This is a genomic window from Pseudomonas sp. X10 (assembly GCF_054889225.1).
Window position 1 is genome coordinate 3,117,222 of record NZ_CM142677.1, and the last position, 16,318, is coordinate 3,133,539.

Annotated in this window: 15 protein-coding genes; 11 read left to right on the forward strand and 4 right to left on the reverse strand. The window is 64.8% G+C overall.

The window, feature by feature from the left end; translation table 11 throughout:
* Nucleotides 1–508 precede the first annotated feature (508 nt).
* A complete protein-coding gene (locus ACYU03_RS14180; RefSeq protein ID WP_461885202.1) occupies nt 509–2,656 on the forward strand; it encodes a methyl-accepting chemotaxis protein in 2,148 nt (715 codons plus the stop codon).
* An 80-nt stretch (nt 2,657–2,736) separates the two neighbouring features.
* Nucleotides 2,737–3,750 carry an ABC transporter substrate-binding protein gene (locus tag ACYU03_RS14185; RefSeq protein WP_461885203.1) on the forward strand — a complete coding sequence of 338 codons (1,014 nt, stop codon included), beginning with the start codon at nt 2,737–2,739 and terminating at the stop codon, nt 3,748–3,750.
* Between the two features lie 13 nt (nt 3,751–3,763).
* On the opposite strand, the gene ACYU03_RS14190 is transcribed toward ACYU03_RS14185, so the two are convergent.
* Nucleotides 3,764–4,399 (reverse strand): helix-turn-helix transcriptional regulator, encoded by a 636-nt coding sequence (locus ACYU03_RS14190; protein WP_461885204.1) that lies wholly within the window; start codon nt 4,397–4,399, stop codon nt 3,764–3,766.
* A gap of 129 nt (nt 4,400–4,528) precedes the next feature.
* On the reverse strand, nt 4,529–4,822 hold the full coding sequence (locus tag ACYU03_RS14195) for a DUF1330 domain-containing protein (protein ID WP_461885205.1): 294 nt from the start codon (nt 4,820–4,822) through the stop codon (nt 4,529–4,531).
* 76 nt (nt 4,823–4,898) lie between these two features.
* Between ACYU03_RS14195 and ribBA the strand changes: the two genes are divergently transcribed.
* The 7 genes from ribBA to ACYU03_RS14230 all read left to right on the forward strand — a co-directional run bounded on the left by ribBA (nt 4,899) and on the right by ACYU03_RS14230 (nt 12,542).
* Nucleotides 4,899–6,020 (forward strand): bifunctional 3,4-dihydroxy-2-butanone-4-phosphate synthase/GTP cyclohydrolase II, encoded by a 1,122-nt coding sequence (gene ribBA, locus ACYU03_RS14200; RefSeq protein ID WP_461885207.1) that lies wholly within the window; start codon nt 4,899–4,901, stop codon nt 6,018–6,020.
* 254 nt (nt 6,021–6,274) lie between these two features.
* Entirely contained in the window at nt 6,275–7,300 is a 1,026-nt protein-coding gene (locus ACYU03_RS14205) for an ABC transporter substrate-binding protein (protein ID WP_461885208.1), read from the forward strand.
* Nucleotides 7,297–8,205, forward strand: coding sequence for an ABC transporter permease (locus ACYU03_RS14210; RefSeq protein WP_461885209.1), 909 nt, complete (start codon nt 7,297–7,299; stop codon nt 8,203–8,205). Before ACYU03_RS14205 ends, ACYU03_RS14210 begins: the two co-directional genes overlap by 4 nt.
* Before the next feature lie 6 nt (nt 8,206–8,211).
* Nucleotides 8,212–9,021, forward strand: coding sequence for an ABC transporter permease (locus tag ACYU03_RS14215; RefSeq protein ID WP_461885210.1), 810 nt, complete (start codon nt 8,212–8,214; stop codon nt 9,019–9,021).
* Nucleotides 9,022–9,040: 19 nt separating this feature from the next.
* A complete protein-coding gene (locus ACYU03_RS14220; protein ID WP_461885211.1) occupies nt 9,041–10,189 on the forward strand; it encodes an ABC transporter ATP-binding protein in 1,149 nt (382 codons plus the stop codon).
* A gap of 147 nt (nt 10,190–10,336) precedes the next feature.
* Complete coding sequence (ppnN, locus tag ACYU03_RS14225) at nt 10,337–11,710, forward strand: nucleotide 5'-monophosphate nucleosidase PpnN (protein WP_461885213.1); 1,374 nt, start codon at nt 10,337–10,339, stop codon at nt 11,708–11,710.
* A gap of 172 nt (nt 11,711–11,882) precedes the next feature.
* The gene (locus tag ACYU03_RS14230; protein ID WP_461885215.1) at nt 11,883–12,542 is read left to right on the forward strand and encodes a TIGR04211 family SH3 domain-containing protein; all 660 of its coding nucleotides are present in this window, start codon (nt 11,883–11,885) and stop codon (nt 12,540–12,542) included.
* A 6-nt stretch (nt 12,543–12,548) separates the two neighbouring features.
* Here the strand turns inward: ACYU03_RS14230 and ACYU03_RS14235 are convergent, their stop codons facing one another.
* On the reverse strand, nt 12,549–13,484 hold the full coding sequence (locus tag ACYU03_RS14235) for a 5'-nucleotidase (RefSeq protein ID WP_461885216.1): 936 nt from the start codon (nt 13,482–13,484) through the stop codon (nt 12,549–12,551).
* A 106-nt stretch (nt 13,485–13,590) separates the two neighbouring features.
* Nucleotides 13,591–14,475, reverse strand: a complete 885-nt coding sequence (locus ACYU03_RS14240) for a LysR family transcriptional regulator (RefSeq protein ID WP_461885217.1) — start codon at nt 14,473–14,475, stop codon at nt 13,591–13,593.
* A gap of 107 nt (nt 14,476–14,582) precedes the next feature.
* Here ACYU03_RS14240 and argC point away from each other — a divergent pair, with 107 nt between their 5' ends.
* Nucleotides 14,583–15,542: an N-acetyl-gamma-glutamyl-phosphate reductase gene (gene argC, locus ACYU03_RS14245; RefSeq protein ID WP_461885219.1), complete on the forward strand. Its 960-nt coding sequence runs from the start codon at nt 14,583–14,585 to the stop codon at nt 15,540–15,542.
* Between the two features lie 60 nt (nt 15,543–15,602).
* Nucleotides 15,603–16,289: a GNAT family N-acetyltransferase gene (locus ACYU03_RS14250; RefSeq protein ID WP_461885220.1), complete on the forward strand. Its 687-nt coding sequence runs from the start codon at nt 15,603–15,605 to the stop codon at nt 16,287–16,289.
* Nucleotides 16,290–16,318: the final 29 nt, after the last annotated feature.

The following is a 16,318-nucleotide window of genomic DNA, read 5'->3' on the forward strand; positions in this document are numbered from 1 at the left end:
TGCATGCCGGCGCTTCTTCGGTGCCTTCTAGACCCCGCGCCGCCCGCGCGGCGCATCGCGACACAAGGCCGCTCCCACAGTAGTCTTGGTGCTAGGCGAAAGACTATGTAGGGGCTAGTTGCGCCCACCTCGATACCTCTGTCATACAAACAAAGACTAAAACTTCGGTCCATCAGGCCATGGCACGTTGCAATCAATGTGGGAGCGGCCTTGTGTCGCGATGCGCCGCGTGGGCGGCGCGGGATCTTGAGGGCACCACAAAACTCTCGACATGCACAGCGATGCGCCGCGTGGGCGGCGCGGGATCTTGAGGGCGCTACAAAACTCTCGACATGCACAGCGATGCGCCGCGCGGGCGGCGCGGGATCTTGAGGGCGCCGAAAGAACCCAAGACATGCACCTGGCAGCCCCCACGCCATCCTCCTTAAATCGAACGCTCGAATAAAGAACCCCACCCACCAGCCGATACAGTCATCACCCCAGCCTTTTCGCCTCAAGAGATTCGCCCATGCCGCTCAGACAGCTTTCCATCCAGTGGAAGATCACCCTGCTTGCGGGCCTCTGCCTGGCCAGCATCGTCACCTTGCTCATAGGCCTTTCGCTCTACCGTATGGAGCACAGTTCCGAGCTGGTGAAAGCCAGCAGTTCGCAGATGTTGACCGAAGCGGCCCAGGCACGCATCGAGTCGCAAGGCGAAGTCCAGGCCCTGACCATCCGTCGCCAGTTCATGGATGCCTACCAGTACGGTGCCGGCTTCGCCCGCCAGGTGCTGTTCCTCCGTGAGCAGGCGGAAAAGCGCTTCCTCGATGCCTTCGACCTGCGTGAGGATCTGACCCGCCAGGTGCGCTCGGCCCTGCAGGCCAACCCGGAACTGCTTGGCCTGTCGCTGGTGTTCGAGCCCAATGCCTTGGACAACAAGGATGCCCTGTTCACCGACCAGGCCGAGCTGGGCAGCAACGAAACCGGCCGCTTTGCCCTCTATTGGTCGCAGCCCAAGGCCGGCCAACTGATCTCCATGGCGCTGCCCGAGCATGACATGGCCAACACGGCCGTCGGCCCCAGCGGCGAGCCGGCCAATACCTGGTCGGTGTGCCCGCGCACCACGGGCAAGGTCTGCCTGATCGAACCCTACTTCTACGAGATCGACGGCCAGCAGGTGCTGATGACCAGCATCGTGTTCCCGCTGATGGTGGCCGACAAGGTGATCGCCACGCTGTCGGTCGACATCAACCTCAATAGCCTGCAGGCCCTCAGCCAGGACGCCAGCCGCAACCTTTATGACGGCCAGACCCGCGTCACCATCCTCAGCCCGGTCGGCTTGCTGGCCGGCTACAGTGCCGACGCCAGTAAGCTGGCCCAGCGCCTCGAACAGGTCGACCCGGCCCAGGGCGCCGAGCTGGTGCGCCTGCTGGCCGACAGCAAGCCCATGCACATCCTGCGTCATGAGCAGCGCTTGAAGGTGCAGGCCTCCTTCGCCCCTATCCCCGGCGTCAAGCCTTGGGGCGTGTTGCTCGATGTACCGGAAGACGCCCTCACCGGCCCGGCCGAAACCCTGAAGCACGAACTCGAACGGCTCAACAGCAGCGGCACCTTGATCGAACTCGGCCTGGGGCTGCTGGCAGCACTGATCGGCTTGCTCCTGGTCTGGCTGATGGCTCGCTCGGTCACCCGGCCGATCCTGAGCGTGGCGACCATGCTCAAGGACATCGCCAGCGGCGAAGGCGACCTGACCCGCCGCCTGAACTACGACAAGCACGACGAGTTGGGCGAATTGGCCGGCTGGTTCAACCGCTTCCTGGACAAGCTGCAGCCGACCATCGCCGAGGTCAAGCGCTCGGTCCAGGCCGCACGGGATACCGCCGACCAGTCCTCGGCCATCGCCAGCCAGACCAGCGCCGGCATGGAGCAGCAGTACCGCCAGGTCGACCAGGTAGCCACCGCCTCCCATGAAATGAGCGCCACCGCCCAGGACGTGGCCCGCAGCGCGGCCCAGGCTGCCCAGGCTGCCCGTGATGCCGACCAGGCCACCCGCGAAGGCCTGTCGGTGATCGACCGCACCACCCAGGGCATCGATACCCTGGCCGCCGACATGAACAGCGCCATGACCCAGGTCGAAGGCCTGGCACACAACAGCGAGAAGATCGGCTCCGTACTCGAGGTGATCCGCTCCATCGCCGAACAGACCAACCTGCTGGCCTTGAACGCCGCCATCGAAGCGGCCCGGGCCGGAGAAGCCGGCCGTGGCTTCGCCGTGGTCGCCGACGAGGTGCGCAACCTGGCCCGGCGCACCCAGGAGTCCGTAGAAGAGACCCGCCAGGTCATCGAAGAGCTGCAGGCCGGCACCCGCGAGGTGGTCGATGCCATGGACAGCAGCCACCGCCAGGCCCAGGGCAGCGTCGAACAGGTCGAACAAGCCGCCACCGCCCTGCAGAAGATCGGCCAAGCGGTGACCGTCATCACCGACATGAACCTGCAGATCGCCAGTGCCGCCGAAGAGCAAAGCGCCGTGGCCGAAGAGATCAACAGCAACGTCGCCACCATCCGCGACGTCACCGAGTCGCTGTCCGGCCAGGCCAATGAGTCGGCGCGGGTCAGCCAGTCGCTGAACAGCCTGGCCAACCAACAGCAAGGCTTGATGGATCAGTTCAGGGTGTGAAGCCATGGAGGGGCAAGCCGCCCCTTCCCCTCGTCTACACTTGCCTGTCTCACGGACCGGCAACCCCGACGAGGCCCCCGATGAAAAGAATTCCAAAGCTCCTGGCCGGCCTGGTGCTGGCCCTGGGCCTGGCCAGTACCGACAGCGCCGCCGCCGAGCAACGCACACCGATCCAGTTTGGCGCCATCGGCTGGGAAAGCGGCGCCCTGACCACCGAAGTCCTGCGCCTGATCGTCGAGCAGGGCTACGGATACCCCACCGACACCCTTCCCGGCAGCACGGTCAGTATGGAGGTGGCCCTGGCCCGCAATGACCTGCAGGTGATCGCCGAGGAATGGGCTGGTCGCAGCCCGGCATGGGTCAAGGCCGAGCAGGCTGGCCAGGTGTTCAGCCTTGGCGATACGGTGAAGAACGCAGAGGAAGGCTGGTGGGTTCCAGCCTATGTGATCAAGGGCGACCCCAAACGCAACCTCGAGCCACTGGCCCCGGACCTGCGCCGCGTCGATGACCTCAAGCGCTACCCCCAGGTGTTCAGCGACCCCGAGTCGCCAGGCAAGGGCCGCTTCCTCAACAGCCCTAGCGGCTGGACCTCGGAGACGGTCAACAGCCAGAAGCTCAAGGCTTATGGCCTGGACCAGTTGTATGTGAACTTCCGCAGCGGCACAGGCGCAGCCCTGGATGCCGAGATCAATTCGGCGATCCGCCGTGGCCAACCCGTCTTGTTCTATTACTGGAACCCCACCCCATTGATGGGGCGCCACGACCTGGTGCGCCTGGAAGAGCCACCGTTCGACGCCGAAGCCTGGGCCACCCTGACCGATGCCAACAACCCGAATCCGCGTGGCAGCAGCTCGCTGCCGGCCAAGCTGTCCATCGGCGTCTCAGCCCCTTTTCACCAGCAATACCCGGAGCTGGTCGAGTTCTTCAGCAAGGTCGACCTACCCATAGATCGCCTCAACCAGGCCCTGGCACGTATGAGCGAGTCGCGCCAGACGCCCCGGGATGCGGCGCTTGCCTTCCTGCGTGACAACCCGGCGGTATGGAAGGCGTGGCTGCCGATCGAGGTCGCCGCCAAGGTCGAGGCCAGTCTGTGAGGATGGCTTTGCGCTAGGGCTGCTTGAGCGCCTTCACGTATTTGTACACCGTCGCCCGCCCCATCGACAGCACGCTGGCCACATAGTCGAAAGCGCTGCGTCCCTCGAAGGCGCCTTCGTGGTACAGCGCCTCGACCAGCGCCCGCTTCTGCTCGCGGTCCAGCGCTTGCAGGCCGAGGTTGCGGCTGCGTAGCCAGTCGTGCAGGAAGGTGTTGATACGCTCCTGCCAGTCGTCGCGAAACAGCGCCTGCGGCTGCGGGATCAAGCGGCTGGCCTGGAAGAACTGCAGCAAGGCGTCCTTGGCCTGCTCCAGCACTGATACGTTCAGGTTGATGCACAGCATCATGTCCGCCTCACCCTGCTCGTCAAGCAGCACGCTGCTGATCGAACGGATCTTCTGGCCATCCCAGTTGAACTTCTCGTAGGGCCCCAGGCTCAGCTCGGTGCCGAGCTCGGCAGGCAGGTCCTCCAGCGCGGAGTCGTCACCGATCCGGCGTTTGGAGATGTTGTTGGCGATGTAAGCCACCGACTGGCTGCGCAGGTCGTGCAGCACGACCTCGGCATGGGGGAACAGCAAGGTCGCGATGCAGTCGGCGATGGTCGTGTAGTTTTGGATACGCCGGGTGTCGGGCACAGCCTTTGAACTCATTGTCTCTTCTCGAAAACGAACATCGGATTCCATGGGCTCCGATGCTGAGCGTTGTGCTGCACAAAGGCAATCACCAGATGCGCTCCAGAGCGTATCGAGCGCGCAGCCCAGGGCCGGTGTCAGCTGTCTTCAGGGCTGGCAGCCCTCGACAATGATCACCTCGGCCCTGGCCGCCCCCTGGCGGAAACGGCAAGCTTCCTGGTATTGCTCCGAGTGGTAGCAGGCAACGGCCTGTTCATAGGACTCGAATTCGATCACCACGCTGCGCTGGGGCGTGGGCCGTCCTTCCATCGCCTCGCTGCGCCCGCCCCGGGCCAAGAGCTTGCCGCCGAATGCAGCGAAGGCCGCCGGCGCGCGCTGGGTATAGTGCGGGTACTGCTCGGGGTCAGTGACATCCACATGGGCAATCCAGTAGGCCTTCATCGGCGTCTCTCCTATGCCAGGTTGATATGTATTATGGTATACCATAAAACACTCACCACCACAGCGAGCATGCAGCATGGCTTTCAACAGCATCGAAGAAATCCTCGAGGACTACCGTCAGGGCAAGATGGTCTTGCTGGTGGACGACGAGGACCGTGAGAACGAAGGCGACCTGCTGATCGCCGCCGAGCGCTGTGACGCCAAGGCCATCAGCTTCATGGCCTGCCACGCGCGCGGCCTGATCTGCCTGACCCTGACCGACGATCACTGCCAACGCTTGGGCCTGGAGCAGATGGTGCCGGCCAACGGCAGCGCCTTCAGCACAGCCTTCACCGTGTCCATCGAGGCCGCCCACGGCGTGACCACCGGCATCTCGGCCGCCGACCGCGCCTGCACCATCGCCGCCGCCGTCGCTCCAGGCGCCCGTGCCGAAGACCTGGTGCAGCCAGGCCACATCTTCCCCCTGCGCGCCCGTGAAGGCGGCGTGCTGACCCGCGCCGGCCATACCGAAGCCGGCTGCGACCTGGCGCGCCTGGCTGGCTACAGCCCGGCATCCGTGATCGTCGAGGTGCTCAATGACGACGGCACCATGGCCCGCCGCCCTGACCTGGAAGCCTTCGCCGTCCGCCATGGCATCAAGATCGGCACCATCGCCGACCTGATCCACTACCGCCTGAGCACCGAACAGACCGTCAAGCGCATCGGCGAACGCGAGCTGCCGACGGTGCACGGCACTTTCCGCCTGGTGACCTATGAAGACCGGATCGAAGGCGGCGTGCACATGGCCATGGTGATGGGCGATATCCGCCGCGACGAACCGACCCTGGTGCGCGTGCATGTGATCGACCCGCTGCGCGACCTGGTCGGTGCCGAATACGCCGGGCCGGCCAATTGGACCTTGTGGGCGGCGTTGCAGAAAGTCGCCAGCGAAGGCTCGGGGGTGGTCGTGGTGCTGGCCAACCATGAGTCCTCCCAGGCCTTGCTCGAACGCGTACCGCACCTGACCCAACCGGTGCGCCCTTACCAGCGCGGGCAGTCGAAGGTGTATTCGGAAGTGGGAACCGGGGCGCAGATCCTCCAGGACCTGGGCGTGGGCAAGCTGCGGCACCTGGGGCCACCGCTCAAGTACGCGGGGCTGACAGGGTATGACCTGGAAGTGGTGCAGAGTATTCCGTTCGAACCAGGGGCCGTGGAGTAAGAGCGCTCGAACAGACTCCAGCCCCGCGGCCTGCAATCGGCGCAGTCTGTAGGAGCGGTAAATCGTCCCGGAGTGATGGCCGGTAATCCCAATCCTCTTGCTAAAAGTTTGGAATACCATAATATGATATCCCGTAGACCTTGAATCTTCAGGCTGGCCCGAACGGCCTCTCCACACTGTAGAAAGCTGCTCCCCCGAACACATGGCGGGCGACAGGAAGCCCGCTCAATAACAAAAGAAATGAGGGCGTAACCATGCTGTTGAGCAAACGTGTAAGCGCAGTGCTGTCTGCCAGCCTGCTGACCTTGACCTGTCAGGCCGCCCTAGCCGCCGACAGCCTCAACTTCGTCAGTTGGGGCGGTACGACCCAGGACGCCCAGAAACAAGCGTGGGCCGGGCCGTTCACCGAGAGCAGCAAGGTCCGTGTGGTCCAGGACGGCCCGACCGACTACGGCAAGCTCAAGGCCATGGTCGAAAGTGGCAACGTGCAATGGGATGTGGTCGACGTCGAGGCCGACTTCGCCCTGCGGGCGGCTGCCGAAGGGCTGCTGGAGCCGCTGGATTTCACCACCATCGACCGAGAACGCATCGACCCGCGCTTCGTCTCAGAGCATGGTGTCGGTTCGTTCTTCTTCTCCTTCGTCCTGGGCTACAACGAAGGCAAGCTCGGCGCCAACAAGCCGGTGGACTGGTCCGCCCTGTTCGACACCAAGACCTACCCAGGCAAGCGCGCCCTGTACAAGTGGCCAAGCCCTGGCGTGCTGGAGCTGGCCCTGCTCGCCGATGGCGTACCCGCCGACACGCTCTATCCGCTGGACTTGGACCGCGCCTTCAAGAAGCTCGACAGCATCAAGAAAGACATCGTCTGGTGGGGCGGCGGCGCGCAGTCGCAGCAACTGCTGGCCTCTGGCGAGGCCTCGCTGGGCCAGTTCTGGAATGGCCGCGTCTATGCCTTGCAACAGGATGGCGCCCCGGTCGGCGTGAGCTGGAAGCAGAACCTGGTCATGGCTGACTTCCTGGTGATCCCGAAGGGCGCCAAGAACAAGGACGCGGCCATGAAGTTCCTGGCCAACGCCAGCAGCGCCAAGGGCCAGGCCGACTTCGCCAACCTCACAGCCTACGCCCCGGTCAACCTGGACAGCATCGACCAGCTCAAGCCGGACCTCGCGCCAAACCTGCCGACCGCCTACGCCCAGGACCAGGTAACCCTCGACTTCGCCTACTGGGCGAAGAATGGCCAGGCCATCGCTACCCGCTGGAATGAGTGGCTGGTCAAATGAAAGTCGCCATCAACGCCCTGCAAAACGCGCAAGGTGCCGCCAGTGCTCCGACAGCGGCAATGGAGCGTCCCAGCTTGAGCCAGCGCTGGCGCGGCAGCCGCAACCTGTTGCCCGCCCTGCTGTTCCTCGGCCTGTTCTTCTTCGCCCCGCTGATCGGCCTGTTGCTGCGCGGCGTGCTCGAGCCCGTGCCGGGGCTGGGCAACTACGAGCAACTGTTCGCCAACTCGGCCTATGCCCGGGTGCTGTTCAACACCTTCTCGGTGGCCGGCCTGGTCACCCTGATCAGCGTGTTGCTGGGCTTCCCGCTGGCCTGGGCGATCACCCTGGTGCCCAAGGGCTGGGGCCGCTGGCTGCTAAATATCGTGCTGTTGTCGATGTGGACCAGCCTGCTGGCGCGCACCTACTCCTGGCTGGTGCTGTTGCAGGCCTCCGGGGTGATCAACAAGGCGTTGATGGCCCTGGGTGTCATCGACGCGCCGCTGGAGATGGTGCACAACCTCACCGGCGTGGTGATCGGCATGAGCTACATCATGATCCCGTTCATCGTCCTGCCGCTGCAGGCGACCATGCAGGCTATCGACCCGATGGTGCTGCAGGCCGGCTCGATCTGCGGCGCCAGCCCCTGGACCAACTTCTTCCGGGTCTTCCTGCCGCTGTGCCGTTCGGGGCTGTTCTCCGGGGCCTTGATGGTGTTCGTGATGTCTCTCGGCTACTACGTCACCCCGGCCCTGCTCGGTGGCGCGCAGAACATGATGCTGCCCGAGTTCATCGTCCAGCAGGTGCAGTCGTTCCTCAACTGGGGCCTGGCCAGCGCGGCCGCCGCGTTGCTGATCGCCATCACCCTGGTGCTGTTCTACTTCTACCTGAAGCTGCAACCGGAATCCCCGGTCGGCAATGCGAGGTAAGCCGCCATGCTCCTGACTCCCAATGCCATGGGCCGGCCACTGCGCCTGGGCCTGTACCTGACCACCGGGCTGATCGCGGCGTTCCTGCTGCTGCCGATCCTGTTCATCGTGCTGCTGTCGTTCGGCTCCTCCCAGTGGCTGGTGTTCCCGCCACCGGGCTGGACCTTCAAGTGGTACGGCCAGTTCTTCGCCAACCCGGAGTGGATGCACGCGGCCCTGGCCAGCCTCAAGGTCGCCCTGCTCACCACGGTCTGCGCCGTGCTGCTGGGCCTGCCCACTGCGTTCGCCCTGGTGCGTGGACGCTTCCCCGGTCGCGAGATGCTCTATGGCCTGTTCACCCTGCCGATGATCGTGCCGCTGGTGATCATCGCCGTGGCGGTGTACGCGCTGTTCCTCAAGCTGGGCTACACGGGCACGCTGTTTTCCTTCGTGGTCAGCCATGTGATCGTCGCCTTGCCGTTCACCATCATCTCCATCATCAACTCGCTGAAACTGTTCGACCAGTCGATCGAGGATGCAGCGGTGATCTGTGGCGCCTCGCGCCTGCAAGCGATCGTCAAGGTGACCTTCCCGGCGATCCGCCCGGGAATGATCGCCGGCGCCTTGTTCGCCTTCCTAGTGTCCTGGGACGAGGTGGTGCTCAGCGTGATGATGGCAAGCCCCACCCTGCAGACCCTGCCCGTGAAAATGTGGACCACCCTGCGCCAGGACCTGACACCGGTGATCGCCGTCGCCTCGACGCTGTTGATCGGCCTGTCGGTCCTGGTCATGGTGATCGCCGCCGCCCTGCGCCGGCGTAACGAAGTCAGCGCCTGAGCGCCCGGAGAAAACAACAATGAGTGCAGTCATCAAAGATTCCGCGCACGACAAGACCCTGGTCAGCCTGCGCAACCTGAACAAGCACTACGGCGATTTCGCCGCTGTGGACAACATCAGCCTGGACATCCAGGACGGCGAGTTCCTCACCTTCCTCGGCTCCAGCGGCTCGGGCAAATCCACCACCCTGTCGATGCTCGCCGGCTTCGAAACACCGAGCAGCGGCGAGATTCTGGTGGAGGGGCAGTCGCTGGTGCAGGTGCCACCGCACAAGCGCGACATCGGCATGGTGTTCCAGCGCTACTCGCTGTTCCCGCACCTGTCGGTGCGCGACAACATCGCCTTCCCGTTGAGCATCCGCAAGCAAAGCGCCGCCGAGACCGCCAAGCGCGTCGATGCCATGCTCAAGCTGGTGCAGTTGGATACCTTCGCTCACCGCCGGCCATCCCAGCTGTCCGGCGGCCAGCAGCAGCGCGTGGCCATCGCCCGGGCGTTGGTCTACGAGCCCCGCATCCTGCTGATGGACGAACCCCTCGGCGCCCTCGACAAAAAGCTGCGCGAAGACCTGCAGGACGAACTGCGCCAACTGCACCGGCGCCTGGGCATCACCATCGTCTACGTCACCCACGATCAGGAAGAGGCAATGCGCCTGTCCCAGCGCATCGCCATCTTCAGCCACGGCAAGATCGTGGGGCTGGGCAGCGGCTATGACCTCTACCAGAACCCGCCGAATGCCTTCGTCGCCTCTTTCCTCGGCAACTCCAACTTCCTGCGCGTCAAAGCTCACAGCAACGGCGCGGCGGGTTTCGAAGGCCAGCCGGTAGCGATCCGCCTGACCCCTGGCCTGGCCGCCGAACAGGATGCGCTGATCATGGTGCGCCCGGAAAAGGCCCTGGCCCTGACCGCCGGGCAGGCCGGCCGTGAGCCACTCCCGGCCGGCTGGAACGAAGTGTCCGCCAAGGTTGCCGAAGTGCTGTTTCTCGGCGAGAGCCAGACCTGCCATGTGCTCACCGCAGGCGGCACCGAGCTGACGGTCAAGGCCTTGTCGGCGGCGGGCATGCCGATGCAGCCGGGTGACACCGTGAAAGTCCGCTGGGCCACCGCCGATGCCTGCGTCTATACCGAATGGGCCGAAAGCGACCTGAGCAAGTCCGCCGGCGCGCACTGAGGTTTCCAGCCCCACCCTGGGTCGCCGCCCGGGGTGGGCCCCATGTCGGCGATCCCATCCGCTTTTTCACCCACCCCCTCGTTGCCGCCCGCAATTGTCGGTATGGTGGTGTATCGGAAGGATGTTTACCCGCACAGGAAACCCAGCATGCCCCAACGCCATGTCATCAATGCATCTGTCAGCCCCAAAGGCAGCCTGGAGACGCTGTCGCAACGTGAAGTCCAGCAACTGAGTGAAGTCGGTACCGGCAGCCTGTATACCCTGTTCCGCCAGTGCGCCCTGGCTATCCTCAACACCGGCGCCCATGTCGACAATGCCAAGACCATCCTCGAAGCCTACAAAGACTTCGAAGTCCGTATCCACCAGCAGGACCGTGGCGTGCGCCTGGAACTGCTGAACGCGCCGGCCGACGCCTTCGTCGACGGCGAGATGATCGCCAGCACCCGCGAAATGCTGTTCAGCGCCCTGCGCGACATCGTCTATACCGAGAGCGAGCTGGCCAGCCAGCGTATCGACCTGGAAAGCTCCCAGGGCATCACCGACTATGTCTTCCACCTGCTGCGTAACGCCCGCACCCTGCGCCCGGGCGTCGAGCCCAAGCTTGTCGTGTGCTGGGGCGGCCATTCGATCAGCACCGAGGAATACCAGTACACCAAGAAGGTCGGCCACGAACTGGGCCTGCGCAAACTGGATATCTGCACCGGTTGCGGCCCCGGTGTCATGAAGGGCCCGATGAAAGGTGCGACCATTGCCCACGCCAAGCAGCGCATGCATGGCAGCCGTTACCTGGGCCTGACCGAGCCGGGCATCATCGCCGCCGAAGCCCCCAACCCCATCGTCAACGAACTGGTGATCCTGCCGGATATCGAAAAACGCCTGGAAGCCTTCGTCCGCGTCGGCCACGGCATCATCATCTTCCCCGGCGGCGCCGGTACTGCCGAGGAGTTCCTCTACCTGCTCGGCATCCTCATGCATCCGGACAACCAGGACCTGCCCTTCCCGGTCATCCTCACTGGCCCGAAGAGCGCCGAGCCCTACCTGCAGCAACTGCACGCCTTCGTCGGCTCGACCTTGGGCAAGGAAGCACAACGCCACTATTCGATCATCATCGACGACCCGGTCGAGGTGGCCCGACAGATGGTCGACGGCCTCAAGGCGGTCAAGCAGTTCCGCCGCGAACGCAACGATGCCTTCCACTTCAACTGGTTGCTGAAGATCGAGGAAGGCTTCCAACGCCCCTTCGACCCAACCCACGAGAACATGGCCAACCTGCCACTGCGCCGTGACTTGCCGGCCCACGAACTGGCCGCCAACCTGCGCCGGGCCTTCTCCGGCATCGTCGCCGGCAACGTCAAGGACAAGGGTATCCGCCTGATCGAGGATCACGGCCCGTACCAGATCCGTGGCGACAGCGCCGTGCTCGACCCCTTGGGCCGCCTGTTGCAGGCCTTCGTCGACCAGCACCGGATGAAACTGCCGGGCGGCGCCGAATACGTGCCGTGCTACCAGGTCGTGACCTGACACCTGCGGTTGCGGGCACTAGAGGTGCCCGCAACATTCTGCAGGATTTTTCCTACACTGGAGAGTGAACCAGCTTCGATAAAAACGGTCTGTCGCTGACGGTCAATTCACCCGACCGGTTTATCGGCCCAGTCACCGGGCCTTCATTTGTCCTGTTCATGCGAAGATCACCATGCCTGATTCCCGTCCTGCCTCCCCGGTTTCCACTGCCTTCCCTGCCCTGCGCGGCAGCCTGATCGGCGCCCTGCTCCTGCTTGCCTCCCCCCTGCATGCCGAAGAAACCGCCAGCGACGCACGCTGGGTCAGTGACAGCCTGAGCACCTATGTGCGCAGCGGCCCCACCGATGGCCACCGGATCGTCGGCACCCTCAAGTCCGGGCAAAAGGTCACCCTGATCGGCAGCCAGGGCAGCTACAGCCAGGTGCGTGGCGAGAGCGGCAGCGTGGTGTGGATCCCCAGCAGCGACCTACAGGACGTGCCAGGCCAGGCAGAGCGCCTGCCCCAGCTGGACAGCCAGGTGACGCAGTTGAGCGAACAGCTCAAAACCATCGACGACAGTTGGAAGACCCGCGTGCAAGGCATGCAGGAAACCCTCGACTCGCGCAAAGCCCTGATCGATGAACTGGAAGCTCGCAACAAGCGCCTCAACGAGGAGCTCGCCCAGACCCAGTCCGACCTGCGCAGCACCCAGGCACGCCTGGGCGACGAGAACAAGCAGGTGATGATGAACTACATGGTCTACGGCGGCGGCATCGCCGGTATCGGCCTGCTCGCCGGCCTGATCCTGCCGGCCCTGACCCGCGGCCGCAAGCGCAACGACCGCTGGTTCTGACGGGCTTCAGCGTCCCTGGTTGGTGACGCCGAACGGGATGTGCACCGACGGCACCACGGTGCTGGTGCTCTTCAAGTGCGCGGACTGGTCGTCGAAGAAGATGTGCGGCTTGAGCACCTGCAATACCCGGCGCTTCTCGATACCACCGAGGAAGAACGCGTCATTGGCCATCACCCCCCAGCTCTTGAGGGTATTGAGCGCCCGTTCGTGGGATGGCGCGTTGCGCGCGGTGACGATGGAGACGCGGATACGGTTTTCGTAACCGGGATGGCTGGCCTTGTACTCCTCTTCGGCCGCCTGGATCCGCGCCAGACGCACGAAGAATTCCTTGAGCGGCCCAGGATTGTGCGGCTGGGTGACGTTCAGCACTTCATGGGCATGAAAGCTGTCCAGGCCATCGCGCTGCATGACCGACTCCGACTCGTCACCAGCCAGCACGCCGTCGAAGTCGAAGGCAATGCGCAAGCTGGCATCATCCTCATCGTCGTCGAACTGTGAGTCGAGCACCTGCCCGGCCGGGTAGCCGGCCTTGATCGCCGCGTCCACGTCGTGCTTGCTGGCCGAAAGGAACAAGGCGATGTTCAGCGCCGGGATGTACTGGTAAGGCGACTTGCCCTGCATGAAGATCGCCCGGGTCATGCCCAGGCCGTAGTGCTCGATGGTTTTCATCACCCGCAGGCCCGTATCCGGGTCATTCTGCGAGAGCAACACCACCTCCACCAGCGGGTCCTCGGGGTCATTGCGCAAATCGTTCAAGGCCAGCAAGCGCTTGATGAACGGAAAGGCGATGCCCTTGCCCAGCGGGGCGTTCAGGTGCTGCTCCTGGTACTTGCGGTATTGCGCCTCGCCTTCGCGGCGAAACACCGCGTCGGATTCGTTCAGGTCGAACACCGCGCTCGAAGCGACGCCGATGACCAGGCGGTTGTCCAGTTCGTAGGGCATTGGAATAATCCTTGTTTGATTCGGCGCGATACCAGCGTCAGCTGCTGAAGCCTCGCCCAAGGCAAGGCCCCACCGGGCCGGACGAGCTTACACCAGGCGCCACCATTCAAGGAGGCTGCAAACGGGCCAGCGCATCCAGTACATGGGCGGTGGCCCGCTCCATCTCCCCCACCCGGCAGGCGATGCCGAGCTGGCGCCATAACCCGGGACGCAGCGCACGCCTGGCGATGCGCGGGTCGAGCTCAGGCGCACTGCCCTCCTGGGGCAACAGGGTCGCCCCGTAGCCCGCCGCGACCAGGCTCTTGATTGCATCGTTGTAGTTCAGCTCGATCCGCGCCTGGGGATACAACCCTGCCGCCGCGAACCAGTCGGACGTGACCCGGGACAGCTGAGTGCTGCTGTCATTGAGGATCAGCGCGCGGCTGGCCAGCCAGGCCGGTGTGACCCGGGCCGGCGGCCGCCACTCGGCGGGCACGTAGGCCATGATCGGGTCACGCCGCCAAGGCCGCACCTGTATGCCCTTCCCCGCCACCTGCGGCAAGGCCACCAGGCCGATGTCCAAGCTGCCCTCGCGCAACCGGGTCAGGGACGCCTGCGAGGTCAGCACCTGGACCTGCACATCGATCCCGGGGTGCTGCACCCGCAGCACCTCCAGTGCCTGTGGCAGCAGATGGGCGATGGCGCCGGTGGAGGCGCCAAGTCGCACCCGGCCGACCAGGCCTTCGACCTGCCGGCGCACATCGTCCAATGCCTGATCGGCGTCGGCCAGCAAGCGCCGGGCGCGCAACAGCAGGGTTTCGCCCACGGCGGTCGGCCGCACCTGGCCACGGGTGCGCGACAGCAACGGCGCGCCAATGCGGGCTTCCAGGTCGGCAACGTGCAGGCTGATGGTCGGCGGGGCCAGGTTGAGGCGCCGGGCGGCTTCGGCGAAGGAGCCCAGGTCGGCGATCTCCACCAGGGTACGCAAGCGGTCGAGGCTGATTTCACGCATGGGATGTCGTTCAGTTTTCTTGAATTCCAGCATCATGATATTCAAATTTTCTTTCGTCCAGCCGCAGGCGAGGATAAACACCCCTCCCGCTTCCCTGGACCCATGACATGCACCAACCACTCGTTTTCATCGATGGCGACCAAGGCACCACCGGCCTGCAGATCCACACTCGCCTTCACGGGCGCCAGGACCTGCGTCTGCTGACCCTGGCCGAACATGAACGCAAGGACCCACAGCGCCGCGCCGAGGCGATCAACAGCGCCGACGTGGCCATCCTCTGCCTGCCGGACGACGCGGCCCGTGAGGCAGTGGCCTCCATCCGCAATCCCGAGGTGCGGGTGATCGACGCCAGCTCTGCCCACCGCACCAGCGCTGGCTGGGTCTACGGCCTGCCGGAACTGGATGACCAGCAGGCCGAGCGTATTGCCCACGCCAAGCGCGTCAGCAACCCCGGCTGCTACCCGACCGGCGCTATCGCCCTGCTGCGCCCGCTGGTCCAGGCAGGGCTGCTGCCGCCGGACTACCCCTTGGCCATCCATGCCATTTCCGGCTACTCCGGCGGCGGCCGCACGGCGGTCGAACGCCATGAGCAGCCGCACACGGACAACCTGCCGGCCCTGCAACTCTACGGCCTGGAACTGGCGCATAAGCACGTGCCGGAGATCCAGCGGCATGCCGGCCTCAGCGAACGGCCGGTGTTCGTGCCGGGCTATGGCCACTACCGCCAAGGCATTGTCCTGAGTATCCCGTTGCAACTGCGCTTGCTGCCGCCGGGCGTGCAGGCCGAGCAGTTGCAGCAGTGCCTGGAGCGGCACTATCAGGGCGCCCGCCACGTCCAGCTTGCCCCCTTGCATCAGGCTGGCGCGGCCCTGCCGTTGGACCCGGAGGCGCTCAACGGCAGCAACGACCTGCGCCTGGCCCTGTTCGCCAATCCGGCGCACGGCCAGGTACTGCTGACCGCCGTGTTCGACAACCTGGGCAAGGGCGCGTCCGGCGCGGCGGTGCAGAACCTTGAGTTGATGCTCACCGCGCTGCGCGAGCAGAGCCTGATCGGCAAAACCGGTTAAACTGTGCGCCCCGCGCCGGCCTGGCGCGGGATGCCTCAACAGCCCGGAGCCCAGTCACCAATGTTCATCCTTCGCCGCCTCGACGGCGTGCCCCCGGAAAGTTTCCAGAACCAGATCCGCCAATTGGTGATCGACCACGTCAGCGAACTGAGCAGCGTGGCCATCGCTCCGGACAACCCGCTATACCCGCTGTACCAGTATGGCGTTGGCCTCGAGGTGCACCAGTATCTGCAGGCCCTGGGCGGTTCACGTGGCCTGTCGGTGGAGTTGCTGCTGGCGCTGGATGCCGATGCACCGGACATCCTGCTCGGCTTCGCCCTCGCCCTGCCGGCCCAGGATGATGCGCAAGCCTGCGCCCTGGCCTTCATGGCTGTCGCTCCCAGTCATCGGCGCCTGGGCATCGCTCGGGCCATGGCGGCCGATCTGCAGGCGCGTTATGCCTGTGTCGAGCTCAACTGCTTCGTCCACCAGGTGCCATGGTTCGAAGCCATGGGGTTCCAGGTGACCGCCGCCGCTGGGCCCCAGGTACTGATGAGCAACACCGGGCACGCCAGCGGCGCGCTGATCGGCCGGCTCGACATCGCCCCGATCTACCGCACCCTGGAGGTGCAACAGATCCATGCCTACCTGCTCAAACAGCATGGAGACGAAGCGATGATCGAAGCGGAGAAGGAACGGGATCGCCGGCTGGACCAACTGACCTGGCAGGCCGAGCAGTTCGTGCGCCAGCGCACGACGGTACACTGAGTCCTATCCCCAGACGCTCAAGGCCGGCG

What these genes read in the sequence shown, in the direction of transcription:
- ACYU03_RS14180 (WP_461885202.1), top strand. Translation starts at nt 509, where the DNA reads ATGCCGCTCAGACAGCTTTCCATCCAGTGGAAGATCACCCTGCTTGCG.
- ACYU03_RS14185 (WP_461885203.1), top strand. Translation starts at nt 2,737, where the DNA reads ATGAAAAGAATTCCAAAGCTCCTGGCCGGCCTGGTGCTGGCCCTGGGC.
- ACYU03_RS14190 (WP_461885204.1), bottom strand. Translation starts at nt 4,399, where the DNA reads ATGAGTTCAAAGGCTGTGCCCGACACCCGGCGTATCCAAAACTACACG.
- ACYU03_RS14195 (WP_461885205.1), bottom strand. Translation starts at nt 4,822, where the DNA reads ATGAAGGCCTACTGGATTGCCCATGTGGATGTCACTGACCCCGAGCAG.
- ribBA (WP_461885207.1), top strand. Translation starts at nt 4,899, where the DNA reads ATGGCTTTCAACAGCATCGAAGAAATCCTCGAGGACTACCGTCAGGGC.
- ACYU03_RS14205 (WP_461885208.1), top strand. Translation starts at nt 6,275, where the DNA reads ATGCTGTTGAGCAAACGTGTAAGCGCAGTGCTGTCTGCCAGCCTGCTG.
- ACYU03_RS14210 (WP_461885209.1), top strand. Translation starts at nt 7,297, where the DNA reads ATGAAAGTCGCCATCAACGCCCTGCAAAACGCGCAAGGTGCCGCCAGT.
- ACYU03_RS14215 (WP_461885210.1), top strand. Translation starts at nt 8,212, where the DNA reads ATGCTCCTGACTCCCAATGCCATGGGCCGGCCACTGCGCCTGGGCCTG.
- ACYU03_RS14220 (WP_461885211.1), top strand. Translation starts at nt 9,041, where the DNA reads ATGAGTGCAGTCATCAAAGATTCCGCGCACGACAAGACCCTGGTCAGC.
- ppnN (WP_461885213.1), top strand. Translation starts at nt 10,337, where the DNA reads ATGCCCCAACGCCATGTCATCAATGCATCTGTCAGCCCCAAAGGCAGC.
- ACYU03_RS14230 (WP_461885215.1), top strand. Translation starts at nt 11,883, where the DNA reads ATGCCTGATTCCCGTCCTGCCTCCCCGGTTTCCACTGCCTTCCCTGCC.
- ACYU03_RS14235 (WP_461885216.1), bottom strand. Translation starts at nt 13,484, where the DNA reads ATGCCCTACGAACTGGACAACCGCCTGGTCATCGGCGTCGCTTCGAGC.
- ACYU03_RS14240 (WP_461885217.1), bottom strand. Translation starts at nt 14,475, where the DNA reads ATGCGTGAAATCAGCCTCGACCGCTTGCGTACCCTGGTGGAGATCGCC.
- argC (WP_461885219.1), top strand. Translation starts at nt 14,583, where the DNA reads ATGCACCAACCACTCGTTTTCATCGATGGCGACCAAGGCACCACCGGC.
- ACYU03_RS14250 (WP_461885220.1), top strand. Translation starts at nt 15,603, where the DNA reads ATGTTCATCCTTCGCCGCCTCGACGGCGTGCCCCCGGAAAGTTTCCAG.